The 26,555-nt window shown below is 74.0% G+C and carries 28 protein-coding genes; 10 read left to right on the forward strand and 18 right to left on the reverse strand.

Annotated features, from left to right (window positions below; translation table 11 throughout):
• Window positions 1-132 precede the first annotated feature (132 nt).
• Window positions 133-1,416, forward strand: a complete 1,284-nt coding sequence (locus tag Aru02nite_RS26910) for a hypothetical protein (protein WP_203662365.1) — start codon at window positions 133-135, stop codon at window positions 1,414-1,416.
• A 48-nt stretch (window positions 1,417-1,464) separates the two neighbouring features.
• Here Aru02nite_RS26910 and Aru02nite_RS26915 read toward each other — a convergent pair whose 3' ends face one another.
• Window positions 1,465-2,082 (reverse strand): TetR/AcrR family transcriptional regulator, encoded by a 618-nt coding sequence (locus Aru02nite_RS26915; RefSeq protein ID WP_203662366.1) that lies wholly within the window; start codon window positions 2,080-2,082, stop codon window positions 1,465-1,467.
• A 163-nt stretch (window positions 2,083-2,245) separates the two neighbouring features.
• On the opposite strand from Aru02nite_RS26915, the gene Aru02nite_RS26920 reads away from it, so the two are divergent.
• From Aru02nite_RS26920 to Aru02nite_RS26930, 3 genes are all read left to right on the forward strand, one after another.
• The gene (locus Aru02nite_RS26920) at window positions 2,246-4,378 is read left to right on the forward strand and encodes a serine/threonine protein kinase (protein ID WP_203662367.1); all 2,133 of its coding nucleotides are present in this window, start codon (window positions 2,246-2,248) and stop codon (window positions 4,376-4,378) included.
• Window positions 4,379-4,719: 341 nt separating this feature from the next.
• A complete protein-coding gene (locus tag Aru02nite_RS26925; RefSeq protein WP_203662368.1) occupies window positions 4,720-5,583 on the forward strand; it encodes a MurR/RpiR family transcriptional regulator in 864 nt (287 codons plus the stop codon).
• Entirely contained in the window at window positions 5,580-7,004 is a 1,425-nt protein-coding gene (locus tag Aru02nite_RS26930) for a hypothetical protein (protein WP_203662369.1), read from the forward strand. The genes Aru02nite_RS26925 and Aru02nite_RS26930 overlap by 4 nt, the downstream gene beginning before the upstream one ends.
• A gap of 53 nt (window positions 7,005-7,057) precedes the next feature.
• On the opposite strand, the gene sigJ is transcribed toward Aru02nite_RS26930, so the two are convergent.
• A complete protein-coding gene (gene sigJ, locus Aru02nite_RS26935) occupies window positions 7,058-7,972 on the reverse strand; it encodes an RNA polymerase sigma factor SigJ (protein ID WP_203662370.1) in 915 nt (304 codons plus the stop codon).
• Between the two features lie 165 nt (window positions 7,973-8,137).
• On the opposite strand from sigJ, the gene Aru02nite_RS26940 reads away from it, so the two are divergent.
• Window positions 8,138-8,542 (forward strand): hypothetical protein, encoded by a 405-nt coding sequence (locus Aru02nite_RS26940; protein WP_203662371.1) that lies wholly within the window; start codon window positions 8,138-8,140, stop codon window positions 8,540-8,542.
• Window positions 8,543-8,547: 5 nt separating this feature from the next.
• Here Aru02nite_RS26940 and Aru02nite_RS26945 read toward each other — a convergent pair whose 3' ends face one another.
• Genes Aru02nite_RS26945 through Aru02nite_RS26960 form a run of 4 tightly spaced genes read right to left on the reverse strand, consistent with a single transcriptional unit; the run spans window position 8,548 to window position 11,073 of the window.
• On the reverse strand, window positions 8,548-8,988 hold the full coding sequence (locus Aru02nite_RS26945) for a class I SAM-dependent methyltransferase (protein WP_203662372.1): 441 nt from the start codon (window positions 8,986-8,988) through the stop codon (window positions 8,548-8,550).
• 33 nt (window positions 8,989-9,021) lie between these two features.
• Window positions 9,022-9,948, reverse strand: a complete 927-nt coding sequence (locus tag Aru02nite_RS26950) for a phosphotransferase (RefSeq protein WP_203662373.1) — start codon at window positions 9,946-9,948, stop codon at window positions 9,022-9,024.
• A 59-nt stretch (window positions 9,949-10,007) separates the two neighbouring features.
• Entirely contained in the window at window positions 10,008-10,475 is a 468-nt protein-coding gene (locus tag Aru02nite_RS26955; RefSeq protein WP_203662374.1) for a GNAT family N-acetyltransferase, read from the reverse strand.
• 16 nt (window positions 10,476-10,491) lie between these two features.
• Window positions 10,492-11,073 (reverse strand): TetR/AcrR family transcriptional regulator, encoded by a 582-nt coding sequence (locus Aru02nite_RS26960; protein WP_203662375.1) that lies wholly within the window; start codon window positions 11,071-11,073, stop codon window positions 10,492-10,494.
• A 57-nt stretch (window positions 11,074-11,130) separates the two neighbouring features.
• On the opposite strand from Aru02nite_RS26960, the gene Aru02nite_RS26965 reads away from it, so the two are divergent.
• The gene (locus Aru02nite_RS26965) at window positions 11,131-12,240 is read left to right on the forward strand and encodes an FAD-dependent oxidoreductase (RefSeq protein ID WP_203662376.1); all 1,110 of its coding nucleotides are present in this window, start codon (window positions 11,131-11,133) and stop codon (window positions 12,238-12,240) included.
• 39 nt (window positions 12,241-12,279) lie between these two features.
• On the opposite strand, the gene Aru02nite_RS26970 is transcribed toward Aru02nite_RS26965, so the two are convergent.
• The 9 genes from Aru02nite_RS26970 to Aru02nite_RS27010 form a co-directional block, all read right to left on the reverse strand.
• Complete coding sequence (locus tag Aru02nite_RS26970; protein WP_203662377.1) at window positions 12,280-13,140, reverse strand: hypothetical protein; 861 nt, start codon at window positions 13,138-13,140, stop codon at window positions 12,280-12,282.
• Window positions 13,137-13,643 (reverse strand): SigE family RNA polymerase sigma factor, encoded by a 507-nt coding sequence (locus Aru02nite_RS26975; protein WP_239076979.1) that lies wholly within the window; start codon window positions 13,641-13,643, stop codon window positions 13,137-13,139. Before Aru02nite_RS26975 ends, Aru02nite_RS26970 begins: the two co-directional genes overlap by 4 nt.
• A gap of 81 nt (window positions 13,644-13,724) precedes the next feature.
• Complete coding sequence (locus Aru02nite_RS26980; protein ID WP_203662378.1) at window positions 13,725-13,937, reverse strand: hypothetical protein; 213 nt, start codon at window positions 13,935-13,937, stop codon at window positions 13,725-13,727.
• Window positions 13,938-14,095: 158 nt separating this feature from the next.
• Window positions 14,096-15,013 carry an alpha/beta hydrolase gene (locus tag Aru02nite_RS26985; RefSeq protein ID WP_203662379.1) on the reverse strand — a complete coding sequence of 306 codons (918 nt, stop codon included), beginning with the start codon at window positions 15,011-15,013 and terminating at the stop codon, window positions 14,096-14,098.
• Window positions 15,014-15,095: 82 nt separating this feature from the next.
• Complete coding sequence (locus tag Aru02nite_RS26990; RefSeq protein WP_203662380.1) at window positions 15,096-15,698, reverse strand: TetR/AcrR family transcriptional regulator; 603 nt, start codon at window positions 15,696-15,698, stop codon at window positions 15,096-15,098.
• A 100-nt stretch (window positions 15,699-15,798) separates the two neighbouring features.
• Entirely contained in the window at window positions 15,799-16,248 is a 450-nt protein-coding gene (locus tag Aru02nite_RS26995) for a hypothetical protein (protein WP_203662381.1), read from the reverse strand.
• Between the two features lie 37 nt (window positions 16,249-16,285).
• Entirely contained in the window at window positions 16,286-16,843 is a 558-nt protein-coding gene (locus Aru02nite_RS27000) for a CGNR zinc finger domain-containing protein (RefSeq protein WP_239076980.1), read from the reverse strand.
• A 5-nt stretch (window positions 16,844-16,848) separates the two neighbouring features.
• Window positions 16,849-17,361 carry a TetR/AcrR family transcriptional regulator gene (locus tag Aru02nite_RS27005; protein ID WP_203662382.1) on the reverse strand — a complete coding sequence of 171 codons (513 nt, stop codon included), beginning with the start codon at window positions 17,359-17,361 and terminating at the stop codon, window positions 16,849-16,851.
• 53 nt (window positions 17,362-17,414) lie between these two features.
• Window positions 17,415-18,041 carry a class I SAM-dependent methyltransferase gene (locus Aru02nite_RS27010; RefSeq protein WP_203662383.1) on the reverse strand — a complete coding sequence of 209 codons (627 nt, stop codon included), beginning with the start codon at window positions 18,039-18,041 and terminating at the stop codon, window positions 17,415-17,417.
• A 69-nt stretch (window positions 18,042-18,110) separates the two neighbouring features.
• Between Aru02nite_RS27010 and Aru02nite_RS27015 the strand changes: the two genes are divergently transcribed.
• Both Aru02nite_RS27015 and Aru02nite_RS27020 read left to right on the forward strand, forming a co-directional pair.
• Window positions 18,111-18,767, forward strand: coding sequence for a TetR/AcrR family transcriptional regulator (locus Aru02nite_RS27015; protein ID WP_203662384.1), 657 nt, complete (start codon window positions 18,111-18,113; stop codon window positions 18,765-18,767).
• A gap of 171 nt (window positions 18,768-18,938) precedes the next feature.
• Window positions 18,939-20,072, forward strand: a complete 1,134-nt coding sequence (locus Aru02nite_RS27020; RefSeq protein WP_203662385.1) for a GntR family transcriptional regulator — start codon at window positions 18,939-18,941, stop codon at window positions 20,070-20,072.
• Between the two features lie 40 nt (window positions 20,073-20,112).
• On the opposite strand, the gene Aru02nite_RS27025 is transcribed toward Aru02nite_RS27020, so the two are convergent.
• The gene (locus Aru02nite_RS27025; protein ID WP_203662386.1) at window positions 20,113-20,910 is read right to left on the reverse strand and encodes an endonuclease/exonuclease/phosphatase family protein; all 798 of its coding nucleotides are present in this window, start codon (window positions 20,908-20,910) and stop codon (window positions 20,113-20,115) included.
• A 148-nt stretch (window positions 20,911-21,058) separates the two neighbouring features.
• Here Aru02nite_RS27025 and Aru02nite_RS27030 point away from each other — a divergent pair, with 148 nt between their 5' ends.
• Together Aru02nite_RS27030 and Aru02nite_RS27035 are read left to right on the forward strand one after the other, a co-directional pair.
• Window positions 21,059-22,048 (forward strand): GlxA family transcriptional regulator, encoded by a 990-nt coding sequence (locus Aru02nite_RS27030; RefSeq protein ID WP_203662387.1) that lies wholly within the window; start codon window positions 21,059-21,061, stop codon window positions 22,046-22,048.
• A gap of 125 nt (window positions 22,049-22,173) precedes the next feature.
• Window positions 22,174-22,776 (forward strand): isochorismatase family protein, encoded by a 603-nt coding sequence (locus tag Aru02nite_RS27035; RefSeq protein ID WP_203662388.1) that lies wholly within the window; start codon window positions 22,174-22,176, stop codon window positions 22,774-22,776.
• 67 nt (window positions 22,777-22,843) lie between these two features.
• On the opposite strand, the gene Aru02nite_RS27040 is transcribed toward Aru02nite_RS27035, so the two are convergent.
• A complete protein-coding gene (locus tag Aru02nite_RS27040) occupies window positions 22,844-23,719 on the reverse strand; it encodes a universal stress protein (protein WP_203662389.1) in 876 nt (291 codons plus the stop codon).
• Between the two features lie 219 nt (window positions 23,720-23,938).
• Window positions 23,939-26,389, reverse strand: coding sequence for a cation-translocating P-type ATPase (locus Aru02nite_RS27045; RefSeq protein WP_239076981.1), 2,451 nt, complete (start codon window positions 26,387-26,389; stop codon window positions 23,939-23,941).
• Window positions 26,390-26,555: the final 166 nt, after the last annotated feature.

Raw genomic sequence — 26,555 nt, forward strand, 5'->3', positions numbered from 1 at the left:
GGCGATCTGCGTACGTCGGCGTTCTGCGGCGTTGTGGCCCCGCGGCACGGATCGGCGGCCTACGCTTTCGAATGTTCGGCGTGCCCGCGGCGGACCTGACCGCGCGCGGCCGGCGCGACGGAGGGGTGTGGGATGACCGAGCAGCCGCCGGAGGACCTGTCCGACGCGGACCGGCGCGAGCTGGAGGCGTTGCGCCGCAAGGCATCCGGCCGCGGCGTACGCGTGGGCCGGTGGCTCGGCGCCGTCGCCCTGCTCCTCGTCGGTACGCTGCTGGCCGTCCTGTCGGTCGTCGCCGTCTTCGCCCGCAACCAGCTCCTCAACACCGACCGGTACGTGGCGACGGTGGCGCCGCTGGCCACCGATCCAGTGGTACAGGACGCGATCTCGCGCCGGCTGACCGACGAGATCACCACCCGCGTGGACCTGACGACGCTCGGGCACGAGGCGTCCGACTGGCTGAAGAAGCAGGGTGCGCCGCCCGCCGTCGACTCGCTCGTCGGCCCGGCCGTCTCGGGCGTCGAGTCGTTCATCGCCCGCGAGGTCGACCAGATCGTGCACAGCTCGACGTTCGCCGACGCCTGGGACTCCGCGAACCGCGTCGCGCATGAGAACCTGCAGACCGTACTGACCGGCAAGGGCGGCACGATCCTCAAGAGCCAGGGCACCACCGTGTCGGTGGACCTGGGCGCGCTGCTGTTGACCGTGAAGCAGCGGCTGGTGGACCGCGGTTTCGCCCTCGCCGGGAAGATTCCGAAGATCAACATCGAGTTCGTCCTCTTCTCCTCGACCGCGCTGCCCAAGCTGCGCAACTACGTCACCGCGCTGGACACCGTGGCGACCTGGCTGCCGTGGGTGGCGCTCGTCCTGCTCGCCGCCGCCGTACTCACCGCACCACGGCACCGGCGCGGCCTGCTGCTGGCCGGCGCGTTCCTCGCCGTCGGCGCCCTGCTGATCATCGCCGGGGTCGCCATCGCCCGGGCGTACTACCTGAACAACCTGCCGCCGGCCGTGCACTCGCCCGACGCGGTGGCGCACGTCTTCGACATCGTGCTGCGCAACGTGCTCACCGCGTACCGGGTGATGGCGGTGCTGGGCGCGCTGGTCGCGGTGGTGTGCTGGTTCGCGGGACCGGCCCGTCCCGCGGTCTGGACCCGCCGCACCACCGGACGCGGACTCGACGCGATGGGCCACGGCCTCGCCCGCACCGGCGTACCGCTCGGCCCGGTGCCGGCGTTCCTGCACCGCTTCCACGTACCGATCGACATCGCGCTGGTGGTCCTCGCCGCCCTGGGCTTCGTCCTCACCGGCGCGGGCGCGTCCGCCGCCATCGGCTTCGGCGTCGGCCTCGTCGTACTCCTGGTCGTCGTCGAGACGCTCGCCCGCGCCACCGCGCCACCGCAGCCGGCGATCGTCTGAGAGGTCCTGACAGGAAAGGACCGTCGGCGCCTGGCGGACGCCTTTCTGTTAGGACCTCTCACGCCGCACCCGGACGCTGGTGAGCAGGTGCCGGATGACCCCCGCGTACTCGTCGCGCACCCGGCCCCGGTCGGCGTCCGGCGTCTCCGCCAGCGCCATCCCGGCGGTACCGAAGACGTTGAACATGATGCGGCTGACCGGCTCCACCGGATGCTCCGGCAGCTCGCCCAGCTCGGTCAGCGCCCGCACGGTCTCCGCCACCACGCTGTACGCGTAGCGTTCCTCCAGGTTGCGCAGCCGGTGCCAGCCGAGCGCGACGGGCGCCTCCTGCCACACGATCCGCGCGTACTCGGGCTCGCAGCAGCGGTCCAGGAACACCTCGATGCCGGCGAGCATCGCGTCCCAGGGGGTGCCCGCCTGCGCGCCCCGTTCGACGACGCGCCGGAACGTCTCGGTCTCCACCCGGTCGAACACCGCCTCGAACAGCGCGCTCTTGCCGGCGAAGTGGTGGTACACCGCGCCGCGGGTGGCCCGGATGTCGGTGGCCACGTCCTCAAGGGTCGTCGCGGCGTAGCCGTGCTCGACGAACCGGCGCAGGGCCGCGTCGAGGAGGGCGGACCTGGTCGCTTCCGAGTGCTGCGCGCGCCGGTTGCGGACCGGGGGCATGCGCCGAGCATAGGCGCCTGACCGGGCGGAACGTGCACCGCACGACCGGCCTGGCGTACGTTGCGCACGAAACATACGCTGTGTATGTGAATGCATGGTCTCGATGGGCCGGTGTGCCGTCACGCTGCCGTCGTACGTCGCTGTCGGGAACGGGTGGAGCATCGTGAAACCGTTGGGGCCCAACGATCCGGAGCAGATCGGACCGTACCGGGTGCTCGCCGAGCTGGGGCGCGGCGGCATGGGCCGGGTCTTCCTCGCCGCCGCCGCCGACGGCACCCTCGTCGCGGTCAAGCAGGTCCGCGAACAGCTCACCGACGACGAGGGCTTCCGCGCCCGGTTCAGCCGCGAGGTCGCCGCGTCGCGCCAGGTGGCCGGCGAGTACACGGCGGGGGTGCTGGCGGCCGACCCGGACGCGCCGATCCCGTGGCTGGCCTCGGAGTTCGTGGCCGGGCCGTCGCTGCACGACGCGCTCGCCACCGGGCCGTTCCCGGTGGAGTCCGTACTGGCGCTCGCCGCCGCGCTGTCGTCGGCGCTGGTCGACATCCACGACGCGCAGCTCGTACACCGCGACCTCAAACCGTCGAACGTGCTGCTCACCGACCAGGGCGCGACCGTCATCGACTTCGGCATCGCGCGGGCGGCCGACGGCGCCGGCACCGAGCTGACCCATACCGGCTGGCTGGTCGGCGCACCCGGCTTCATGTCGCCCGAGCAGGCCATGGGCCAGCCGGTGACCGGCCCCAGCGACGTGTTCTCGCTCGGCACGGTGCTGCTGGTGGCGGCCACCGGCGCCAACCCGTTCGACGGCCCGTCCACCCCGCAGACCCTCTTCAACGTCGTGTACTCCGCGCCCGAGCTCGACGCGCTCCCCGACCAGCTCCGCGACCTCGTCGAATGCTGCCTGGCCAAGGAGCCCGCCGACCGCCCCACCCCCGCCGAGGTACGCGACGCGGTCGGTGACCTGCCGCCGGTCGACCGGCTCTGGCCGCAGCCCGTACACGACCTCATCGCGACCCAGCAGTCCGAGGCCGACCGGTACGCCAGCGCCGCGGACACCGTGATCCGCCCGGGCGTACCGAGCACCGAGACGAAGGTGGACCCGCTGCGGCGTACGGCGCCGGCGAACGACGACCCGACCGAGGTGACCGCGCAGCGTACGCCGGATGACGACGGGGACGAGGACGACGTCGAGGCCGCCTGGGCGGAGGCCATCGGCAGCGAACCCCCGGTGGCCGGCGTCAACCCCGCCGCGGCGGAGGCCAGCGCGTCCGGCGGCGCGGCTTCCGACGGATCCACGCCCGACACGTCCGGCGCCAACGGTGCTGCTCCCGGCGGTTCCGATGGTTTCGGGGCTGGCAGTCCCGGGCCTGATGGTTCCGGTCCCGGCGGTCCCGGGCCTGATGGTTCCGGGCCCAGCGGCCCCTGGGCTGATGGTTCCCGGGCCGGCGGTCCCGGGGCTGATGGTTCCGGTCCCGCTGGTTTCGGGCACGACGGTGGGGGCGCTGGCGCGCCGCCGCCGTTCTCGGGCCTGCCGCCGCAGCCGACGAAGTCCGGTACGTCGGCTGGCACGGTCGCGCGGGTGCTCGCCATCGTGGTCGCCGTCGTCATCGTCGTCGGGTTCGGCGTGTTCGTGGCGAACAGCATCGGCCGGGCCGTGTCGCAGGCCAGCGGGAGCCAGTCGACGCCGGACATCGACCCGACGTCGGACTCGCCGTCGCCGGAGCCGTCACCGACGTCGGAGTCGCCGTCCCCCTCGCCGACCGCGCGCGACGGCGACACCCTCGACGACGCGGACCTGGACGACACCCCGATGGAGCCCGAGCAGTTCTTCCCCGAGCTGGCCGACTACGAGCTGCCGGCGTACGGCGTGCGGTCGAACTGCGACAAGGCCAGTACCGGCGGGGAGGGCGCCACCACCGACCTGGTCAACCGGTACGACTGCGACCGTATGCTGACCGCGGACTACCTGGACAAGGACGACGGGTTGATGGCCAGCGTGATGGTGTTCGCGATGCCCACGGCCGACGACGCGGAGTCGGTGAAGGACGAGATGAAGGCGGGCACCGACGCGTTCAACGAGCTCAACCACTTCTGCCCGCAGACCGGGACCGGGTCGTCGCTGTGCGACGGCTCCGACCCGAGCACCTGGGTGTACCGGCGCACCTTCCACCGGTACATGATGGTCGTGGAACTGTTCGAGCTGGACGGCAGCGACACGAAGAAGACCGACGCGCTCGCCACGTTCGCGGTCGCGGTGATGGACGGCATCGAGGAGCAGATCCCGACCATCCGATGACGCGCCGGACCGCCGTCAGGGGCGGAACCCGGCGCGTTCGGCGACGAGGTCGGACCGGATGAGTTCGAGCCGCCGGCCGCCCGCCGGGCCCGCTCCCCCGGTACGCGGGGCTGGTGCGGTGGTCGATGCGGGCGTCGCCGGTGCCGACCAGAAGACCGGCGAGGTCCGGGGGGGTACGACCCTGCCACCGGAGCTGACCGCCTTCGACGTGGCGGTGTGGCCGGAATCGTTGCGCGGCGCGGGATCGGCACCCCCTCATCCTGATGCGCGCCCGCGCGACGGCAAAGAAATTCTTGCCGGGGATATGGCCCTTACGCCTCGGACTGGCAATAATTTCGACCATGTCCGAGCCGGATGTTCTCGTGGCGTTGCGTCGGATCGCGCCCGACCTGCCGGGTGCGCTGCGGCGGGTGGCCGACGAGGTACTCGCCGATCCGCCCGGCGTCGTCCGCGGCACGATCGTCGAGCTCGCCGATCGCTCCGGTACGTCGGCGTCGACGGTGACGCGGCTGGCGCAGTACCTCGGCTTCGCGGGGTATCCGGCGCTGAGGGTCGCGGTGGCGGCGTCGGCGTCGGTCGGCGGCGCCTGGGACGAACGGATCCGGCGCGAGTTCACCGCCGACACCGAACTGGCCGAGGTGGCCCGCGGGCTGGCCGCCGCGCAGGCCCGCGCGGTACGGGAAACCCTTGCGGCGCTTGACCTCTCGGCCCTGGACGCGGCGGCAGCGGCGGTCGCCGGCGCGCGCCGGGTGGACGTGTTCGGGGTCAGCGGCAGCGCGATCATGGCGGCGGAACTGCGGATGCGGCTGCACGGCATCGGCGTACCGGCGTGGGTGAGCGCGGACGTGCACGAGGGGCTGACCGCCGCCGCACTGCAGACCACCGGCGACGTGACGGTCGGCATCTCGCACCGCGGCGGTACCAGGGAGACGTTGGACGTGCTGCGCCGCGCGCACGAGCGGGGTGCCACAACCGTTGCGGTGACCGGGTTTCCGGACGCGCCGATCGGTCGGCTCGCCGACCACGTCCTGACGACCGTGTCGCAGCAGACGACGTTCCGGGACGGGCCGCTCGCGGCGCGGCACTCGGAGCTGACCGTCGTCGAGATGCTGTACGTCGCGGTCGCGCAACGCACGTACGACCGAACCGTCCGCACCATGCGGGCCACCGCCGACGCGGTGCGAACCCATCTGGAGGACGCATGACCTCAGTACGCGCAGGGCTCGGACGGCGCGCCGTCCTGGCCGGCGGGATGGCCGCCGCCGGGATGGCCGCCCTGGCCAGACCCGATGCGGCGCAAGCGGATCCGGTCGCGGCGACCCCGGTGTCCGCGCCGGCGGTCAGCCCGGCCGACCTGCCGCTGACCGGCGGCAGCCAGTTCCCGATCGGGGTGTTCTGGCCGCCGCCGCCCACGTTCACCACCCCGGAGCGGTACGCGGAGATCGCGGACGCGGGCTTCACGTTCCTGCTCAACGGCAACTACCTGTGGGACGCCACCGGCATCACGTACGCGCTGGGACTGGCACAGCAGGCCGGGTTGAAGATGCTGGTGTCCGGCGACCCGCTGGAGGTCGTCACCGCCGGGAACTTCTGGATCGCCGGCGATCCGAGCGGCAACCGGCCGCAACTGAGCGTGGCCGACGCGACGGTGTGCCTGCGCGCCGTGCTCACCACGTACAGGAAGTATCCGGCGTTCGCGGGGCTGGACCTGGTGGACGAGCCGGCCACGGACCGGTTCACCACGCTCGCCGCGCTGGTGTCGATCGTCCGGCAGGTGGCGCCGACGGTGCTGCCGTACGTGAACTTCCGGCGGCTCGGCCAGCCGTGGGGCGCCTGGGGCACCGCCGGCATGGACGCCCCGACCTACACCCGGTACGTGCAGGAGGCCGTCGACACGATCGCGCCGTCGGTCCTCAGCTACGACCGCTATCCGTTGAACGCCAACGGAACCGACGACCCGCTGTACTTCCAGAACTGGGCGATCGTGCGCGCGGCGGGCCTGAAGGCGAACCTGCCGACCTGGATCTACCTGCAGTCCGTGCAGTACGCCGGGCACCGGTTGCCGAGCGCCGCCGAGGTCGCGTGGCAGGCGAACGTGTCGCTGGCGTACGGCGCGAAGGGCGTGCAGTACTTCACGTACTGGACGCCGGATCCCAGTCGTGGCAGCGGTTTCGTGCCGGCGCAGGCACTCGTCACCGTCGACGGCCACCGCACCGCCCTGTACGACGCGGCCAGGGCGCTCAACACCGGGTGGCTGCAACCCGCCGGCAGCCAGCTCAAGCCGCTGGTGTCCGAGTCCGTGGTGCACGCCAACGACACTCCCCTGCCGGTCGGCGCCACCGACTTCACCCCCGACGACCGGGTACGCCGGGTCGAGGGCGACGCCGTGGTCCTCGGCCGGTTCCGCCCGGCCGACGCCGCCGACGAGACCCGCTTCCTGTTGGCCGCCAACCGATCCCACACCACCCCTGCCACGGTACGGCTCCAGTTGCACGCGGAGACCGTCGCCCGGGTCAGCGTCTTCGACGCGGCGAGCGGCACGTACGCGCCGCAGCCCAACCCGGCGATCGTCGACGTGACGCTCGATCCGGGCGGAGCCGCCCTGTACCGTCTCGACCCGCGCTGACGCGGCGGTGGTGCGCCCCTACCGCACCACCGCCGGGATCCGGCCGCGACCCCTCAGGACTCCGGCGACGTGGCCCAGGCCGACAGCTTCTCGGGATTGCGTACCGCCCAGATGTGGGTGATACGCCCGGCCGACACGTCCAGCGCCGCGACCACCACGGTGACGCCGTCGCGCTGCGCCACCAACCCCGGCTGGCCGTTGACCGTACGCTCCACGATCGTCATGTCCGGCGCCTTCTCGGCGAGCCCCACGATGTAGCGGGCGATCTGCTCGCCGCCCTCGACGGGGCGTAGCGCGGCGCTCACGACGCCGCCGCCGTCGGCGGTCATCACCGCGCGCGGGTCGAGCAGGCCGACGAGCGCGCCGATGTCGCGGGACTCCCACGCCCGCCGGAAGTCCCGGACGAGGCCGGCCTGCCGCGGCTTGGGCGTCGTGGGCAGCTCCGCCGCCTCGATCCGGCGCCGGGCCGAACTCGCCAGTTGCCGGCACGCCGCCGGCGTACGGCCGACGATCTCGGCCACTTCGGCGAAGGAGTACCGGAAGACGTCGTGCAGGACGAACGCGACCCGCTCGGCGGGCGTCATCGCCTCCAACACCACCAGGAACGCCATGCTGACCGACTCGTCCAGCGTGACCCGGTCCGCCGGATCCGCCGCACCCCATTCGGTACGGTCCGGCAGCGGTTCAGGGATCCACTCCCCCACGTACCGCTCGCGGCGGGCCCGCGCCGACCCCAGCAGGTCCAGGCAGATCCGGCCCGCCACCCGCGTCAGCCACGCGCCCGGTGACGCGATCGCGTCCTGCTGCTCCCGGCTCATCGCGTACCACCGGGCGTAGGTCTCCTGCACCACGTCCTCGGCCTCCGCGAACGACCCGAGCAGCCGGTACCCGAGGTTCAGCAGCTGCCGCCGCTCGCGTACCAGCGCGTCCAGCTCCGGATCGCCGGATGCCGGCGTGACCCCGCCCATCGTGCCGCCCCTCGACTCGTCGCCCCCACCGGTACGACGAGACGGCCCACCGATCTGTGAGGTCCGCCGCACCGACCTCACATTCTCCCTGGCAGAGTCGTCGGACCAGTGCACCACCTGGTCACGGCCCCACGGGCCACCGCCATCCGAAGGGACGACCCCGCCATGTCCACCCGTACCACCGCGAACCGCGGTCCGCTGCCGGCGCTCCTGCGCCTCGTCGTCACCGTGCAGGCCGTCGCCGTCTTCGTCCAGGCGGTCACCGCGGGCCTGCTGCTGTCCGTACCGGCCGGCAAGCCGCTGCACAGCGCCGGGGCGTACACCCTGTTCGTGGTGGCGATGCTGCACGTGCCCGTCGCGGTCCTGGCGTGGCGGCCGGGCGGCGGATCGCCGCGCGCGATCCTGTTCGCGGTGGTGTTCCTGGCCGTCGCGCTGGTCCAGGTGATGCTCGGCATCGCGCACCTGACCGCGCTGCACGTACCGCTCGGCGTCCTGATGTTCGGCGGCAGCGTCGTCCAGGTCGTCACCATCTGGACCCGCCGCCGCGCCGCCGCCCCCGTCCCGGCCTGACCGCCTCAACCGCCGGTCCGGTACGCCACCAGGCGCGGGAAACAGTACGTGCGGCCGGCGTCGGCGGCGAGGTCCTCGGCCTGCGCCGCGCAGTGCGCCCGCCACTCCGGCGGCGCCGTCCGCACACCCAGCGCCTCCCACCGCTGCCAGTGCCGCCACCCGTCCGGTACGACATCGGCTCGGGTGACGGTGACGGCGCCGCTGTTGGCCAGGTGCCGGGCCCACCAGTCGGCGGAGTGGAAGCTGTGGAAGTCCTGCTGCCAGTGGCGCAGGTGGTCCGGAACGCGGCCGTCGATCTCGTGCGTGAGCCCCGGCAGGACGGTGCCGAGCTGGCCGCCGGTCCGCAGAAACGGTGCCAGGTAAGGCAAGTAGAGGTCGTCGGTGCCGAAGTAGTGGTACGAGTCCACGCTGACGACCGCATCGAAGTACTCCTCCGGAAACGGCATTGCCGGTACGCGGCGCCGCTGGCCGCAGTGCTCTCACCCGACGAGCAGGGCGGTGACGTCCGGGCGGTCCAGAGTGGCGGCGCACCAGGCGAAGTGCCCGTCCGCACCGGCCGGATCGTACGCGTGCGCGCCGATCAGCGCGTAGTACGCCCGGTAGAGCAGGAGCCGGTCGCGCCGGTGGCCGAGCCGGTCGCAGAACAGCGCGGTCAGTGTGTCGTCCCAGCGCCGCGCGTCCGGACCGTACATGTCGAAGAAGCCGGCGAACGTCGCCGCGTCGAACGCCGGATCGCCTTTCGTGGTCAGGAATCCCCAGTCCAGCAGCGCGGTGACCCGCCCGGTGTCGTCGACGAGGACGTTCGGCTGGCACAGGTCTCCGTGCACCAGCCCGCGCGGCGCCGGCGGCAGCTCGGCCAGCAGCCGCAGTACGCCGGCCACTTTGGCGTCCAGATCACGTACGGCCGCGCGCAGCCCGGCACCGTACCGGTCGAGGCGCCGGCGCAGTACGGCGGCCAGCGCGTCGCCCCATGTCGGCGCGTTCGGCGACCACGGCGGCGCCTCGCCGAGTACCGGCAGCGCGGCGGCGGCCGGGCCCGCGGCGACCTCGGCGAGCGCGGTGATTACGGTCAGCGCGGCCGACTGCGCGGTCGGCGGGCCGATCGCGCCGGACGCCAGCGCGTCGTGCAGGGTGCCGCCGGGCAGTCGCCGTTCCACCGTCACCGCCCGCCCCGCGAGCGACGACACCTCCCGTACGTCGGGCGTCGCGAACGGCAGGCCGGCGTCGAGCAGCTCGGCGTAGAAGGAGACGAGCGGCGCGAGGTCGGCCGCGGTGCGGTCGAACCAGACCTTCACGACACTGTCCGGGCCGAGCGTGAACGCGGCCGCCTCCATCCCGGAGCCCAACGCCTCCTCGACGGCGAACCCGTTGCGCCGCAACCGGTCCGCCCACTCGCTCGCCCCCACCGCACACCCTCCGTCGCCCGGCTCGGTCCCGCACCGACCGTACCCGTCGGCGGGTCGCGTCAGCCGAGGTGTTTGGTCACGTCCACGACCGTCATCGGGTACCCGTGGAACAGCCGGGCCTCCCGGCGTACCTCGGTGAAGCCGAACCGCAGGAACACCGGCGCCGAGCGCAGCGACGCCACCGCGGTGAGCGTACGGACGCCCCGCGCGGTGGCGCGGTGCTCGATCGCGGCGTACAGGAGGCGGGCGACGCCGCGGCCGCCGTGGTCGGGATCGACGTAGAGCTGGTCGACCTCGGCGCCGTCCAGGCACGCCCACCCGACGACCCGCCCGTCCAGTACGGCGACGACGCCGTCGGCGGTCGTGATCTTCCGGCGCAGCGCGTCCTCGGAACCGCTGGATGCCCAGTCCGCCAACGCATCCGGCGCGTAGTACCCGGCCGCGGAGATGCGGATGGCCCGCGCCCGCAGCGCGTGGACCGCGGCGGCGTCGGCGGCGAGCGCCGTGCGGATCCCGTACCCTGCCACGGATCGAGGATAGGCGTCAGGCGAGCGCGCCGCGGACCAGGGCGGAGGCGAGGTCGCGTGCCACGGCGGGCGTCACCCCCTGCTCCGGACCGGAGACCATCGTGAACAGCGCCCCGCCGTACAGGCGGAGCAGGACGGGGATGCGGTCGCGCGGCACGGCCAGGTCGAGGTCGTCGTGGTGCCGGGCGGTGAACTGCTCCGCGCCCAGGATCAGGTCGTGCATCGCGGCGGCGAGGGCGGGGCGGCGCTGCGACTCCAGCCACAGCTCGAAGATCGCGACGTACCGGTCGCGGTGGTCGCTGGCCGCCTCGTACAGCGAGCCGGCGATGAGGTCGGTCATCTGCTCGACGAGGGTGCCGCGGCGCGGATGGGTGGCCGCGGCGGCGGCCAGGTCGGCGTTGTGCAGCTCCAGCACCCGGCGGGTGACGGCGACGAGCAGGTCCTCCCGGGTACGGAAGTAGTTCGACGCGGTGCCGGTGGGCAGCCCGGCGCGGCGCTCGACGGCGCGGTGGGTGACGCCGTGCACGCCGGCGGACACCAGCAGCTCGATCGCGGCGTCGGCGAGGGCGCGGCGGCGCTCCAGGTTGGGTGCTGGCACGCCCCCAGTCTATGACACCATCGGTACTAGTACGATCGTAGTGAATGGAGGTGTGTCATGGACGTACTGATCGCCGGAGCCGGGGTCGGGGGCCTCGCGCTGACGCACGGGCTGCGCCAGCGCGGCCACCGGGTACGGGTACTGGAGGCCGCGGCGGGGCTACGGCGCGGCGGGGCCGGCGTCACGATCTTCAGCAACGGGCACGCGGCACTCGCCGGGCTCGGCGTGAGCCTGGACGGGCTCGGCGGGCGGATGACGGGGCTGCGCCTACGTACCGCGGAGGGTCGTGGCGTCGTCCGCGCCGACCTGCGGATGCTGCGCGGGCCGGTCCGCGTGATCGCCCGCGAACAGCTCGTCGACCGGCTCGCCGAGGGCCTCCCCGACGACGTGATCCGCTTCGACACCCCCGTCACCGACGTACGCACCGGCGACGGCCGGGTCGTCGCCCTCGACGCGTCCGGCGCCGAACACGAGGCGGACGTCCTCGTCGGCGCCGACGGGTACCGCTCGGCGGTGCGGCGCGCGGTCCTCGACCCGGCGCCCGCCGCGGACGTCGGCTGGTCCACCTGGCAGGGCCTCGGCCCACTCCTGCCCGACCTCGCCCGCGGCACCACCGGCGAACTGATCGTCGGCGACGCCGGCCTCGTCGGCCTGCTCCCCGCCGGGGACGGGCTGCTCCAGTGGTGGTTCGACACCCGCTGGACCGGCGACGACCCGCCGTCGCCGAGCGCGATGCTGCGCGACCGCTTCGCCACCTACGCCGAGCCGGTACCGGCCCTGCTGGCCAGCGTCACCGACGCCGACATCGGCCGCTACCCGCACGTCCTGCACCGGGTCGGCGACCGGTGGGGCAGCGGCGCGGCCACCCTGCTCGGCGACGCGGCCCACGCGTTCCCGCCCACCCAGGCACAGGGCGCCAACCAGGCGCTCGAAGACGCGTGGCTGCTCGCCCGCACCCTCACCGACCCCGCCGCCGACTCCCTCCGCCGGTACGAACGGGTCCGCGCGCGGCGCGCCGGCCTGGTGTCCCGGCTCGCCGCACGCGAAGGCGTCAACCAGCCGCCGCCGCGGTGGATGGGGCCGCTGCTGTCGGCGCTGCCGCCGCGACTCGTGGGCCTGGCGTACCGGGCGCAGATCCGCCGGTTCAGCGACGTCCGCGCCGGGTGAGCCAACGCCCACCCGGCCGACGCCGTGCGGTGCCGCGGGTCAGTCCCAGCGGAGCGTACCCAGCAGGTGGGTGAACGCGTCCTGCGTGGTGCTGCCTCCCTCGCTCGGCACGTAGGTGAGGACGTAGGTGTTGCCGCCGACGCGCCAGATCGCGTTCCACGGGCCACCGCCGGAGCGGGTGATCGTCGCGTCGTGCGAACCGAACCGCATCGTGGTCACGACCGTACCGGGGTTGCCGCGGCCGCGGGTCGGTGTCGCGGTGAGGGACACGGCGCTGCCGTTCGGTCCGCTGTACGTGGCCGACCACAGGTCGTCCCCCGCGGCCCAGGCGCCCTTCGCTCTGGTCCAGCCGGTCGCGGCGAGATCCGGCAGGTCACGCTCGTGGTACACGGGGCGCGACCCGCCGCCCGCACCGAGCACCGTCCGGTCACCGAGGCCGGCCGACAGGTGCACGGTCACCGGAACGGCCTGCCCGCCGGTCGCGCAGTCACCGGCGGGAACGACCGCACCGCGTACCGCGATCACGACCCGGTCGGCGCTCTGCCGTACCAGCTCGCCGCGCGGCCCGGTCACGTCCGTGCAGCCCTTGACGCCGGCGTACACGGTGATGGTCCGGTCGTCGCGGGCCACCATCGCCGACCACCACGGCACGACCGGCAACGCCGACGGGGACGGCGACGCGGCGGGTGCCGGCCGGCTCGGCGTCGGCCGTACGCCGACCGCGACCGCGACACCACCCAGTACGAGAACGGTCAGGGCCGCGGCCACACCGGCGGCGAGGGCGACGCGGCGCCGACGTACCCGGCGGTGGATCGCAGCCAGGGGCGCGCCCCGGTGGTCGGGCGGGACGTCGGCGGTCGCCGCGTCCAGCAGCTCGCGAAGTCGCTGTCCGTCGGTCACCGCAGCTCCTCTCCACCCGTGGTCGACGCGCCGATGAGTTCCCGCAGGCCGGGGTCGGCCCGCAGCACCGCGAGCGCCCGCGCCGTGTACGACTTGACCGTGCCGAGCCCGATGCCCAGCGCCGCCGCCGTCGCGGCCTCCGTCAGGTCGGCGTGGAACCGGAGCATGAGTACCGCGCGCTGCTGGCGGGGCAACGCCACCACGGCCCGCCGCACCGACTCCCGCAGGTCGACCCTGGCGTTGGTGTCGGTGTCCGGGCGTTCCGGCAACGAACCGGCCGGCACCTCACCCCACCATCGTCGGCGCCGCCACGACAGGTACGTGGTCGCCAGCACCGTCCGCAGGTACGCGTCGGGCGCGTCCAACCGCGACCAGCGCCCGTGCACCCGGGCCAGTACCGTCTGGAGCAGGTCCTCGGCCAGATGCCAGTCACCGGTCAGCAGCCACGCAGAGCGCAGCAACCGGGGCCATGCCGCCGTGACGTAGTCCGCGAAGTCGTCCACCGCCACCTCCACCCGGGATGACGACCCGGACCCCGTGCAGGGTTGCCCTGGCACGCGAAAACCTCAGCCCCACGCGGGACGTCAGGGCGTGGACGGGTCGAGCCCGAGCGCGTCGCGCACCTGGTCGCGCAGATCCGGCGAGGCGAACTCCGCGACCCAGTCGGCGAACCGCCGGGTGTACCCGACCAGCACCTCCTCGTCGACGTCCGCCGGACCGCCGGGACTGAGCCGCCCCGCGGCCCGACGACGTCCGGCTCCGACCGTACGAGATCCGTTGCCCCGACGGTGTTCCAAGCCGAGGCGCAGGGTCGGGCGGTTGATCGGAGCCGGCGTGCCGAGCCGCGGGACCGGCCGGCACCTTCGCGCGTAGCGACCCGGCCGAGACGTGCGGGGTCGGTCTGTCAGCCCGCGGCGGCGGGGCGACCCGGCCGGACGCGTCGGGGAAGAGTGCGTCAGCCCGCGGCGGCGGTGGCGTCGACGGACAGGACGTGCCGGCGCAGGAACGACAGCTCCGCCTCCAGCGCGCGTTCGTGCCCGTCGAGGAACGGTTCGTAGTGGCCGCCGGGCATCCGTACCAGTTCGCCGCGCGGCGCCCGGCGTACGGCGCGGGCGGCGGGCTCGGCCAGCGCCGTACGGTCGTCGTCGCAGACGAGGACGAGCAGCGGGCACCGTACCCGGGAGATGACGCGGCCGGGCCGGTAGAGGCTCTGGCCGAACACCACGCGCGCGGCGATCTCCTGCCGCCATTCCGGGTACTCCCCGGCCCGCAGCGCGCGCGGCCCCACCTGCGAGTCCGGCGTACTGACCAGCGCGACGGTACCGGGTGGGCCGGCGAGCGGTACGGTCCGCGGCGGTCGCCCGAGCAGTCCGCCGACCGTGTCGGCGAGGGCGTGGCCGACGAGCCGCAGCATGGCGCCGGGCCGTTGGTAGCGTGCCGCGTGCCGGCTGACGGTCGGGCCGTCGACGTTGGGGGTCTGCGCGATCACCGCGGCGACGCGCGGATCGGCCGCCGCGACCCGCAGGACGTGCCCGCCGGACGCGGAGAACGCCCACAGCGCGATGCGGTCGGGGTCGATGCCCGGCAGGCTCCGCGCGTACGCGATGGCGGCGTGCCAGTCGGCGAGCTGGTCGGCGACGCGGGCGACCTGCCGCCACCGGCCGCCGCTCTCGCCGAAGTTGCGGTAGTCGAAGGCGAGCACGCCGAGCCCGGCCTCCTGGAAGCGCGGCGCGAACAGGTCGGTGCCGGGCCCCTTCGGTACGCCGAGGCCGCCGGCCATGATCACGCAGGCACCGCTGGTGCCCGGGTGGTACCACGCGGCGTATTCGATGTCGCCGCGGACGAATCGCACTGCTTCGCGGGTGACGGACATTCCGCGCACCGCCTTCCGGGGTGGACGTGGGATCCAGCCCACCAAGTGAACCACGCGGTTCACAACACCGTCCACCGGGTACTCAGCCCGCCGCCTCCTCCCGGTCCAGCGCCCGCGTCAGCGCCGCGAACCCGGCGTCGATCCCGGCCGGGTCACCGCCCGTCGCCCGGTGGATCAGGAACCCGCGCAGCGTCGCGAGTACCAGCTGCGCCACCTCGGCCTTCCGCGCGTCCGACCAGTCCGGCGGGCACAACCCCACCAACGTCGGCAGGTACTGCTGCGACGCGCCGCGACCCAGCTCCGCGTACCGCTCCGGGTCGTACATGGTCAGGCCGATCGCCTGGTCGAGTACCCGGGACTCCTCGCCGACGAGTACCGGCCAGACCGCGCGTACCCGCGCGGACAGGGTGTCGGGGACGGCGCCGCTCGCCGCGAGCGCGCCGTCGATCCGGCGGTCGCGCAGCGCCAGGATCGCCTGCGTCAGCAGGTCGTCCACGCCGTCGAAGTGGTACAGCAGGACCTTGTGCGTGGTGCCGGCCGCGCGCGCCGCGCGGCGCAGCGAGAAGTCCACCAGCCCGTTGGCGGCCAGGTCGTCGGTCACCCGCGCCAGCAGTTCCTGCCGCCGGGCCTCCCCGCGCCGCGAACCCGTCGACCGGCGGTACGCGGGCCGCCCGTCCTCGTCCATGCCGAACCCCGTTCCCACAGCCGCCGGGAGAGTCGGCCGGACGACCGACCCCCCCTTTGTACCAACGAACGGGCCAGCACCCGGCGCACCGGTCGGGCCGTCAGGCGCGGGTGAACTCCATGATCCAGTTCGACTCCCAGGTCTTTCCGCCGTCGGCGGAGAACTCCTGCTCCCAGCGCGCCGAGTTCGCGGTGATGTCGGACCAGACGAAGTGCGCGCGGATCGGCCGGCCCTCGTGGGTGTCGTCGCCGTAGAAGTCGCCGCGGCCGTCGGTGAACGTGCCGACCACCGGCGGGAACAGCGTCCCGGTACGGCTGCTCGCCCAGTACAGCGACCATTCCTTCCGCTCGACGTCGAACAGGCGCAGGGTGAAACCGCGGCTGCCCAGCGTCGGGAACACGATCTCGTCGGTGTTCCCGCCACCCTCGAAGATCTGCCGACAGGTACTCGTCCCCGGAAACGTCTCCCAGTCGTCGCACCCGGCGAGCAGCGTCGTACGCCGGTGGTTGACCACGTTCCAGGTACCGATGAAGAAGTCGAAGTCGCTCATGCCGCCGATCGTCGCCGACCACGGCTGACAACCCCCGTCAGCGACCCCGACGCGCGTCAGCCGCGGATCCGCGCCGCTGCCGGTACGCGCGGGACTTGTGCCGGGCGCCGCAGACCGCCATCGTGCACCAGACCGCGGCCCGCGCCGGCGACGCGTCGAAGTACGCCCAGCGGCAGGTGGGGCGGCGGCAGAGCTTGAGCCGCGACCAGCTGCCGTCGACCGCGGCCGCGGCGACCGCGGCGAGCACCGCGGCCGGGGCCACCAGCCGGCCGCCGGCCGGTACGAGGGTGATCGCGCCGGACCCGTCGACGTCCAGCCGCAGCGCGGGGTCGCCCACCGCCGCGCGGGCGGACGCCAGGGTCGCCGGGGCGAGCGGCTCGTCGGCGCCGTGCGCCCCGACCAGGGCCCGCAACCCGTCCCGCAGCGCGACGGTCCGCCGCCGGTCGGCCGCGGTGGCCGCGCCCGGGAAACCGTTCCGTACCAACCATTCCCGGTACCCGTCGGGCTCGGCGATCTCGTCGGTGCCGCGGGCCACCGAGACGGTGTTGAGCAGGTCCCGGACGAGTTCCAGGCGCCCGGGCGCTGGCCGCGACACGGGTGTCAGTCCGCCGAGTGCAGGGCCGCGCGGGCCGCCGCGAGCAGCGGCGGACGCATCGCCGCCGCCGGGATGTCGGGCTGGAACGCGATGGTCGACTCGATCGCCGCCAGCACCGCCCAGGTACGCACCCGGCTGGCCTCGTCGTCGGTGGCGCCCAGCGCGGCGAGCATCCGCCCGGCCAGCGGGCGTACCCGGGGGCCGAGCGTCGGGTGCGCGGTCGTGATGCCGGACTGGACCATCGTCAACGTCAGCGCCTTCCGGTCGGCCAGCGACAGGTCCAGGTAGCGCTCCAGGAACTCGTCGGGCGTCAGGTGCCCGCCGTCGAGCAGCTCCTCGATGTCGTCGAAACCCGGCCCCAGCACGGCTTCCAGCAGTGCCGCGGTGTCCGCGAACCGTTCCCGTACGGCGGGCTCGGTGACGCCGGCGCGCGCCGCCACCTCGGCGACCGTGGCGTTCGCGTACCCCCGGTCGAGGAACACGTCGAGCGCCGCCGCACGGATCGCCTCGGTCGTCACACGCCACTCCCGTCACCAGAAGAACGAATCTTCCGGTGACGGTAGCAGGCGGGTCAGGGGGTGCGGCGGAGGGTGAACCAGAAGGTCGGGAACGGGTTCGTCCCCGGCGTCACGTCGAGCAGCTCCCAGCCGGTGAAGCGGGTGCGCAGTTCGTCGGCGGTGACGCCGGAGATCTGGTCGGGGAACGCCTCCGGCCCGTACCCGAACATCAGCAGTCGCGCGCCGGGTGCCGCCCGCCGCGTGAGTCCCACCGCGTACGCGTCGCGCCGGTGGTGCGGGATGCCGCAGTAGCAGCTCAGGTCGAAGAACAACCCGAACGGCCCCGGTACGTCGAGGTCGTCGAGCCGGCTGGCGTCACCGCACAGCAGCCGTACTCCGACGCCGGCGGCCTCGGCCTTGGCGCGGGCCTGCCGTACGGCATCGTCGATGAGGTCGACGCCGACCACGTCCCAACCGTGCCGGGCGAGGTAGACGGCGTTGGTGCCGGTGCCGCAGCCGAGTTCGAGCGCGCGGCCGGGCGTGGGCGCCGCGTCGCCGGTCACCGCGGCGACGAGTTCGGGCGGCGTGGTTCCGTTGTCCCACGGCGGTTTCCCGGCCCGGTACCACTCCGCCAGCTCGCGCCGGACCGCCTCCTCCGCCTCGCGTTCGGACCGTGTCGTGGTCTCGCCGTGCGCGCTCATGACTGCCTCCCGAATCGAAACAATTCTTAGTCGAACTCTAGAACTCAACTCTAGAGATACACTTCAGCCATGAGTACCGTCAAGCGACCGGACAAGCGGACCGAGCGGTCCCGGCAGACCCGCGACAAGGTGGTCGCCGCGGCCCGCGAGCTGTTCCTCGACCAGGGGTACGCCACGACGAACCTGCAGGACGTCGCCGCGCGCGCAGGCGTTGCCGTACAGACGATCTACTTCGTGTTCGGCAACAAGCGCACGCTGTTCAAGGCGGTCGTGGACGACACGATCGCCGGCGACAGCGCGCCGGTCGCGACGATGGACCGGCGCTGGTTCCGCTCCGCCGTGGCCACACAGACGGCGGACGAGCAACTGCGCGCGCACGTGCGCGGTACGCGGAAGATCCTGGACCGGGTCGCGCCGATGATGGCGGTCATCGCCGCCGCGTCCGACGCCGATCCGGACATCGCCGCGGACTGGAACCACGCCGAGGATCCGCGGTACACGGTGCAGCGGGCCGCGGCCGCGAGTCTCGTCGGCAAGCCCGACGCCCGCCCCGGCGTCTCCGCGACCCGCGCGGCCGACCTGCTGTACGGGTTGCTCAGCCCGGAGCTATACCTGGTGTTCGTCCGGGAGCGCGGCTGGACGCCCGCGGCCTTCGAACGCTGGGCGTACGCCACCTTGCGTGGGCAGCTCTGCGCGGACCCGGCCGCGGCGGACGGCGCCGACTGACGAGGCGCGGTGGCGCGCACCTCCGCCGCACCCTCTCCCGCGAAGACGGTGTTAACGTGTCAACCATCGGGACTTACGACCCACGACCCGACCAAACTGGCACCACACCGAGCTTTTGGCGCGTCAAACGCGAGGGAGCGGGATCGATGCGGCGACACCCCGGGCGCCCCGATGGCCGCTGACGGCCGCGCCCCGCTGTACCAGCGGATCAAGGCGGACCTGCGCGCCGCGGTGCACCGCGGGGAGTACGAGGCGGGCGGCCCGTTCGTGACGCAGCGGGAGCTGTGCGCGCGGTACGGGGTGAGTACGACGACGGCGGTGAAGGCGCTCAACGACCTGGTGGCGGAGGGGCTGCTGATCCGCCGGCAGGGCCGCGGCACGTACGTCGCCGAACGGGCCGAGCGCGCGGGCGGCCCCGGCGTGCTTCGTACGATCGCCTGCATCGTGCACGGCCTGCGCGGCACCCACGTGTCCACTGTGGTCAGTGGCGTCGAGTCGGTCTGCGCCGAGCTGGGCTACCGGATGTACCTGACGGACACGGCCCGGCGCGACGTCCTCGCGTCGCCGCGGCGGGAGGCGACCGCGCTGACCGAGGCGCTGCTCTCGCCGGTCGCCGGCATCGTGCTCTACCCGGTCGAGGGCGCGCACAATGCCGCACTGTTGAGCCGGATCCGCCGGCACGGCATCCCGCTCGTCCTCGTCGACCGGTACCGGACCGACGTGCCGACCGACGCGGTGATGGTCGACAACGTCGCCCTCGGGTACCAGTTGACGCGTCACCTGATCGCCGCCGGGCACGAGCGGATCCTCACGCTGTGGAGCGAGACGCGGGTGACCAGCGTGCGGGACCGGCTCACCGGGCACGTACGGGCACTGCGCGAGCGCGGCCTCGCGGTCAGCCCGGAGCTGACCGCGCTGCGGCCGTACGGGGAGCAGGCGGAGCCGGTCCGGTTGGCGCTGCTGCGATCGGCGCTCGACGCGGCCGACCCGCCCACCGCCGCCCTCTGCGCCAACGGGTACGTCGTGGCGACGGTGGCGCGGGACCTCGTCACCGTGGGGCGCAGCGTACCGGTGGACGTGGCGCTCGCCGGGATGGACGACGCCGGCCCGGTCGACCTGCTCGGACTGGCCACGGTGACCGCCGCGCTGCCGTCGGCCGAGCTGGGCGCCACCGCGATGCGGCTGGTGGCGCAGCGGATCGCCGGCGCCACCGACGATCCCCGCCACGTCACCCTGCCGACCGAGGTACGCACCCGCGACGCCCGCGCCGGCCACCTGCGCACCGTCGGCCGCGAGCGCACCTGACCCGCGGAACGCCGGAACCGTTGCGGCACAACGGATCCGGTCAGAGGTCGAGCAGCAGGGCGCGGTGGTCAGACACCTCGGGGTCGGCGAGCACCTCGAACCGGCGTACCGCGGCGGGGTCGGAGACCAGCAGGTAGCTCGCGTGCCGCAGCGGCTTGCGGTACCGGGAGGTCCGGGTGTCGGCGTCGCGGACCAGGTCGGTCAGGCCCGCCTTGGCCAGGATCGGGAACATCTCGCTGTCGGGCAGCAGGTTGAAGTCGCCGCACAGTACGGTCACGTCGCCCTCCTCGCTGGCGCCGGTGACCAGTTCGGCGAGGCGTTCGGCCTGGGCGAGCCGGGCCGGGGTGTCGCCCTTGCCGCGCGGGTCGCGCAGCCCGTGCACCTGCACGACGGTGACGAACCGCCCGGCCGCCCGGTCGTACACGCGGACCGCCTGCGCGGCGCGGGGCCGCCCGTCGTTCGGCCAGTCCTCCGCGTACTCGACGTAGTTGCCGTGCACGAACGCGGTGCGCAGACCGACCACGGGCAACGTGTCGGCGACGAACGACGCCACCCCGAAGTCCTGCCGGTACGCGTGGCCGTCCCGGTCGTGCACCGGTCCGGCGTCGCTGGCGGTGAACAGGGCGTGGTGCCGGGACAGCCGGGCCCGTACGTCGGCCAACAGGTTCGCCCGCTGCGGCAGCGCCCGGTCGGCGTCCTCGAACGCGGTCCAGCCGTCGAGTCCGGGCGTATGGGTCACTTCCTGGAGGCACAGGACGTCGGCGTCGCAGGTGGCGATCCAGGGGGTGAGGTCGTCGAACATCGCGCCGCCCCAGGCGTTCAGAGAGATGATCCGCACGGGATCCGAACCTAGATGGTCGGCCCGCCCGATGCGCGGTGCCGGCCGGCGACGGCGCTGTGGGGTCGGTCTCAGCCGCCGTACGCGTGTCCGGATCTGACAGGACCTCGTCATTGCCGCCATCGGCCGCGGCCGCCACGATGGACCCATGCCCGCTGCCCACCGCGTCGTCGTCGCGGTCTTCCCCGACGTCGACCTGCTCGACGTCACCGGCCCCGCCGAGGTGTTCGCCCTGGCCAACCGCGTCACCGCCACCACCCGGTACGAGATGCGCCTGGCCGCGCCGGACGCCGGCCCGGTGCGTACGTCGGCGGGAGTGCGGCTGGTGCCCGACGCGACGTTCGACGGGATCGGCCGGCGGGTCGACACCCTGCTCGTACCCGGAGCGGTCGAGATGACCGGCGACGGCCCGGTCGCGCGTACCGACGCCGACGTGGTCGAGTGGGTGCGGCGTACCGCGCGGCATGCCTCGCGGGTCGCGTCGGTGTGCGTCGGCGCGCACGTGCTCGCCGCGGCCGGACTGCTCGACGGGCGTACGGCCACCACGCACTGGTCGACCGCCGCGCAGCTCGCCGTCGAGCATCCCGAGGTCACGGTCGACCCGGACCCGATCTTCGTGCGTACCGACCGGGGCCGGTTGTGGACGGGTGCCGGGATCAGCGCCTGCCTGGACCTGGCGCTCGCCCTCGTCGCCGAGGACCTGGGCGAGCAGACCGCGCTCGCCGTCGCCCGCGAACTCGTCCTGTACCTCAAGCGGCAGGGCGGGCAGAGCCAGTTCTCGGTGCCGCTGAGCCGGCCGGCCGCGACCCGGCGCGACATCGACGAGCTGCGCGCGTGGATCGCCGACCACCTCGACGAGGACCTCTCCGCCCGGGTACTCGCGGCCCGGATGCGGCTCAGTGAACGGCATTTCGCCCGCGTCTTCGCCCAGGAGACCGGCACCAGCCCCGCCGCGTACGTCGAGGCGGCGCGGATCGAGGAGGCGCGGCGCCTGCTGGAGAGTACGGACCGGACGCTCGGCGGGATCGCCGCCAGCGCCGGGCTCGGGTCGGCGGAGACGCTGCACCGGGCGTTCCGGCGGCGGCTCGCCACCACACCCGCGGCGTACCGGCGGCGTTTCCGGACCCGTACCGGCTGATCCGCGCCCGCGATCCGCGCAACGGCACCGTTTCCGTGCCACCGCCCCACTCCCCCGGCGTACTGCCGGGCGGAGCACCCTGCCCTGCGTCGGCGCAGCGGCACGACCCACGAGGAAGGAACGAGATGAGCACCAGCCTGCGCACCGTACTCGCCCTGGACGAGCGGCCGCCGCGACTCGGCGACGCCGTACTGGTCATGATCGACTTTCAGGAGACGTACCGGCGGGGCGTCATGGCCCTGGACGGGGCCGAGCCGGCGCTCGCCGCGGCCGCGGACCTGCTGGCGCGGGCCCGTACCGCCGGCGCGCCGGTGGTGCACGTGGTCAACGACGGCGGCCCCGGCTCCCCGTACGACATCGGGGCAGCGATCGGTGCCATCAGTGCCGAGGTCGCGCCCGTCGACGGGGAAACCGTTGTGGTGAAACGGTTCCCGGACGCGTTCCACGAGACGACGCTGGCCCGGACGCTGCTCGACCTGGGCGCCTCCCCGGGCACCGACCTCGTCCTCGCCGGGTTCATGACGCACATGTGCGTGACGTTCACCGCGCAGGGCGCGTTCCGCCTCGGGTACCGGCCGACGGTGGTCGCGGACGCCACCGCCACCCGCGCCCTCACCGCACCCGACGGCACCGTCGTGCCCGCCGCCGTACTCGGGACCGCGGCGCTGACCACCGTCACCGACCTGTTCGGCCTCGTCGTACCGACCGCGGCGGCACTCGGCGCCTGATCCCGGCGACCGGCGGCCCCGCTGGTTCCGGCGGACGCCGTGCGACCCGGTCGTACGGCGTCCGCGCTCACGCGGTGCGGCCCCGGTCGGTCGGCACGGGCGGGACCTCCCGGACCACGGCGACCGGGGTCGGGGCCTCGTGCAGGACCCGGTGGGCCACCGCCCCGAGCCGGGAACCCGCTCCGGCGCCCACGACCAGCAGCGCGGCCCCGTGCGCCGCATCCACCAACGCCCGTCCCGCCGAGTGATGGACGACCCGTTGCCGCACCACCACGTCCGGGTACTTGGCCGACCATCCGGTCAGGCTCTCGGCGAGCAGCCGTGACTCCACCGCGCCGACCTCGTCGACGTCGTACGCCGGGGGCAGCACGTCGCCGGGCTCGCCTGCGGAAGGCGCCCGCCACGCGTGCAACGCCACCAGCGGAACGTGCCGCACATCGGCCGCCCGGAACGCGAACGCGACGGCCGCCTCCGACCGCGGGCGGCAGTCGGCGCCGAGCAGTACGGGTGCCGCCCAGGCCGGATCCGGCACGTGCGGCGGCAGTACGACGAGCGGACTGGTGGCGTACCTGGCCAGGTAGCGTCCGGTGGAACCGAGAAGCAGCTCACCAACCCAGCCGCGACCGTGGCTGCCGACCACCACCAGATCCGCGCGCCGGGACGCCTCGGCCAGCACGGCGCCGGGCAGCCCGCTGCGTACCTCGCCGCGCACCGTCAGGCCCGCGGCGGCGTCCCTGGCGCGGCGGACGGCGGTGTCGACCACCTCCTGCGCCTCGTCCCGCGCCGTCGCCATCGGCGCGCTGCGCATCGACGTACCGAGCAGTGGCCAGTCGAAGGCGTACACCACCTCCAGCGGGCGCCGACGCAGGGCCGCCTCCCGCGCGGCCAGGTCGACGGCCGCCACCGCCAGGTCCGAACCGTCCACCCCGACCACGACAGACACGGTCCCCGCCCCCTTCGCGGCGGCCGGCCACGACGCGACCGCGCTCCCGTCTCGATGCTGCCGACCGGGCGCGGCGGGCCGGGAGGGCCGTACGGCCCGGTTCGGCAGGCCGGTCGGCGGGCGTCGACGGGCGGCACGTCGGGCGGTGGGCCGCCGCACGCCGGCGCCGTGCCGGCCACATCGCCGGCGGCCCCGGTCCACCACCGGGACAGCGCGGGGTCAGTCCGCGGCGAGCCGCCGGGCGAACGCCACGGCCAGGCCCGGCACCGCCGCGACCGCCAGGCACACCACCAGGTCGACCGCGCCGACCGGACGGGTACCGAGCAGGTCCCGCAGCCCGGGTACGGTCACGGCCGCGAGCTGCAGCAGCGCCGAGGACGCGACCGCTGCGTACAGCGCACGGTTGGGCCGGGTACCGGACGCGGGTCGGGCCCGCACCGCCAGCGCCATGCCGAGCTGGGCGAAACCGAGCGTCAGGAACACCATCGACTGCCACGGCCGCCCGGTGTACGCGGCCCACCAGCCGACGCCCAACGTCACCGCCGTGATCAGCGCACCGGTCGTCAACAGCCGTCGGCTGAGCCCCGCACCGAGGATCGCCTCGCCCGGCGGTCGGGGCGGGTCGTCGAGCACGCTCCGGTCGGGCGGTTCGGCGCCGAGCGCGACGCCGGGCAGCCCGTGGGTGAGCATGTTGATCCACAGGATCTGCGCGGGCAGCAACGGTACCGCCATTCCGAGCAGCGGACCGAACAGCATCACCAGGACCTCGGCCAGTCCACCGGACAGCGCGTACCAGAGGAACCGACGGATGTTGGCGTAGATCCGCCGTCCCTCCTCCACGGCGGCGCCGACGGTGGCGAGCTCGTCGTCGGCAAGTACCAGATCGGCGGCCTGGCGGGCGACCTCGGTGCCGCCGCGGCCCATCGCCACGCCGATGTCCGCCCGCCGCAACGCTGGCGCGTCGTTGACGCCGTCGCCGGTCATCGCCACCACGTCGCCCCGCGACTGCCATCCGGCGACCAGCTCCATCTTCGCCGCCGGAAGGATCCTGGCGTGTACCGCGTCGTCGGGGATCCCGACCCGCCGGGCCACGGCCGTCGCGGTGGCCGCGTGGTCGCCGGTGACCATCGCCAAGGAGATTCCCGCCGCGGCGAACCGGCGCAGCAGCGCGGGAATGCCCGGGCGTACCGGGTCGGTCAGGGCGACGACGCCGCGCGGGCGCAGCGCGTCCTCCCATTCCGACCGGTCCGGCGGCGCGTCGTGGTGGGCGTCGGCGACCGCGAGCACCCGGTACCCGTCCCGGCTCAGCCGGTCGGCCGCGTCCCGCAGCGGACCGCCCTGCGGGAGCAGTACCTCCGGCGCGCCCTTGCTCACGACGAGGTAGCCGCCCTGCGGGGCACGGTGCAGGGTGGTCATGCGCCGCCGGGTCGTCTCGAAGCCGATCGCACCGACCCGCGGATACCGTCGCCGCGTCGCCTCGGCGAAGGTTCCGAGACGGCCGGCCGCCGCGACCAGCGCCGCCTCCATGGGATCGCCGACCGCGGCCCAGTCGGGGCGGTCCGGGGTCGGTGCGGCGAGGTCCGCGTCGTTGCACAGCACCAGATCCGCCGCGAGCCGGTCGATCTCCCGCCGGTCGACTCGACCCTCCACTGTGGACGATCCACCGGCGGGTTCGTACCCGGTGCCGGACAGGGCGAGCACCGCGCCCGGCAGTACGACACGGGCGCAGGACATCCGGCCCTCCGTCAGCGTGCCCGTCTTGTCCGTCGCGACCAGCGTCACCGAGCCCAGCGTCTCCACCGCGGGCAGGTGCCGTACGACCGCGTGCCGTTGCGCCATCCGGTACGCGCCCAGCGCCAGCGCCACCGTCACCACGGCGGGCAGCGACTCCGGCACGGCGGCGACCGTCAGGCTGACGGCCGTCAGTACCATCTCCTCTGCAGGCAGCCCACGCAGCAGCCCCGCCAGCATCACCAGGACCGACAGCGCCACGCAGGCGGCGCCGAGCACGCGACCGAGTCCGGCCAGCTTCTGCTGCAACGGTGTCCGGCGCCGGGGCTGACCGGAGACGAGCGCCGCGATCCGCCCCAGCGCGCTGTCTCCCCCGATCCGGGTCACGACGCCACGGGCGGTCCCGGACACCACCACGGTGCCGGCCAGCACCGCCTCCCCGGCCTCCCGCGCCACCGGTACGCTCTCGCCCGTCAACGCCGCCTCGTCCACCCGCAACCGGTCCGCGGTGGCGATCGTCGCGTCGGCCGGCACCACGTCCCCGCCGGCCAGCGTCACCACGTCCCCCGGTACGACCTCGGCCGCCGGGAGCAGCCCGGTCCGGCCGTCCCGCAGCACCCGGGCCGTCGGCGCGGCCATCCGCCGCAGCGCCGCGACCGCCCGGTCCGCGCGTACCTCTTGAACCACCCCGACCGTCGTGTTCAGCACGATCACCAGGCCGATGACGATCGTGTCGGTCAGGTCCCGCAGCGCGATCGTGACCGCCATGGCCGCAAGCAGCAACAGGATGAGCGGGTCGCGCAGCTGACCGGCGACCCGCCGGTACACCCGGGGCCGCGGCGGCGGTGGCACCTCGTTCGGGCCGAACCGTGCCCTCAGTTCGGTTGCCTCGGCCGCTGTCAGCCCGACGGCATCGGTGATCCCGGCCTGCCCCACCACCCGTCCATGGTGGGCGCGACGGAACGAGCCGCACAGGGCAGTTCGGCCCGACCGCGCGGGTCCGGGTCGAGCCGGTTCCGTCGCGCCGCCCGGCCCGCTCCGCCGCCCGACGGGACCAATGGCCCTTAGCAACGGCGGAGTCGGGTCGCGACGATGGCCGTCAAGG

Source organism: Actinocatenispora rupis (genome assembly GCF_016861975.1).
In the GTDB taxonomy this organism is placed as follows: domain Bacteria; phylum Actinomycetota; class Actinomycetes; order Mycobacteriales; family Micromonosporaceae; genus Actinocatenispora; species Actinocatenispora rupis.

What these genes read in the sequence shown, in the direction of transcription:
- Aru02nite_RS26915 (WP_203662366.1), bottom strand. Translation starts at nt 2,082, where the DNA reads ATGCCCCCGGTCCGCAACCGGCGCGCGCAGCACTCGGAAGCGACCAGG.
- Aru02nite_RS27030 (WP_203662387.1), top strand. Translation starts at nt 21,059, where the DNA reads ATGCCCGCTGCCCACCGCGTCGTCGTCGCGGTCTTCCCCGACGTCGAC.
- Aru02nite_RS26930 (WP_203662369.1), top strand. Translation starts at nt 5,580, where the DNA reads ATGACCTCAGTACGCGCAGGGCTCGGACGGCGCGCCGTCCTGGCCGGC.
- Aru02nite_RS26995 (WP_203662381.1), bottom strand. Translation starts at nt 16,248, where the DNA reads ATGAGCGACTTCGACTTCTTCATCGGTACCTGGAACGTGGTCAACCAC.
- Aru02nite_RS27015 (WP_203662384.1), top strand. Translation starts at nt 18,111, where the DNA reads ATGAGTACCGTCAAGCGACCGGACAAGCGGACCGAGCGGTCCCGGCAG.
- Aru02nite_RS27035 (WP_203662388.1), top strand. Translation starts at nt 22,174, where the DNA reads ATGAGCACCAGCCTGCGCACCGTACTCGCCCTGGACGAGCGGCCGCCG.
- Aru02nite_RS27020 (WP_203662385.1), top strand. Translation starts at nt 18,939, where the DNA reads ATGGCCGCTGACGGCCGCGCCCCGCTGTACCAGCGGATCAAGGCGGAC.
- Aru02nite_RS26925 (WP_203662368.1), top strand. Translation starts at nt 4,720, where the DNA reads ATGTCCGAGCCGGATGTTCTCGTGGCGTTGCGTCGGATCGCGCCCGAC.
- Aru02nite_RS26985 (WP_203662379.1), bottom strand. Translation starts at nt 15,013, where the DNA reads ATGTCCGTCACCCGCGAAGCAGTGCGATTCGTCCGCGGCGACATCGAA.
- Aru02nite_RS26990 (WP_203662380.1), bottom strand. Translation starts at nt 15,698, where the DNA reads ATGGACGAGGACGGGCGGCCCGCGTACCGCCGGTCGACGGGTTCGCGG.
- Aru02nite_RS26945 (WP_203662372.1), bottom strand. Translation starts at nt 8,988, where the DNA reads ATGCCGTTTCCGGAGGAGTACTTCGATGCGGTCGTCAGCGTGGACTCG.
- Aru02nite_RS26965 (WP_203662376.1), top strand. Translation starts at nt 11,131, where the DNA reads ATGGACGTACTGATCGCCGGAGCCGGGGTCGGGGGCCTCGCGCTGACG.
- sigJ (WP_203662370.1), bottom strand. Translation starts at nt 7,972, where the DNA reads ATGGGCGGGGTCACGCCGGCATCCGGCGATCCGGAGCTGGACGCGCTG.
- Aru02nite_RS26940 (WP_203662371.1), top strand. Translation starts at nt 8,138, where the DNA reads ATGTCCACCCGTACCACCGCGAACCGCGGTCCGCTGCCGGCGCTCCTG.
- Aru02nite_RS26910 (WP_203662365.1), top strand. Translation starts at nt 133, where the DNA reads ATGACCGAGCAGCCGCCGGAGGACCTGTCCGACGCGGACCGGCGCGAG.
- Aru02nite_RS27010 (WP_203662383.1), bottom strand. Translation starts at nt 18,041, where the DNA reads ATGAGCGCGCACGGCGAGACCACGACACGGTCCGAACGCGAGGCGGAG.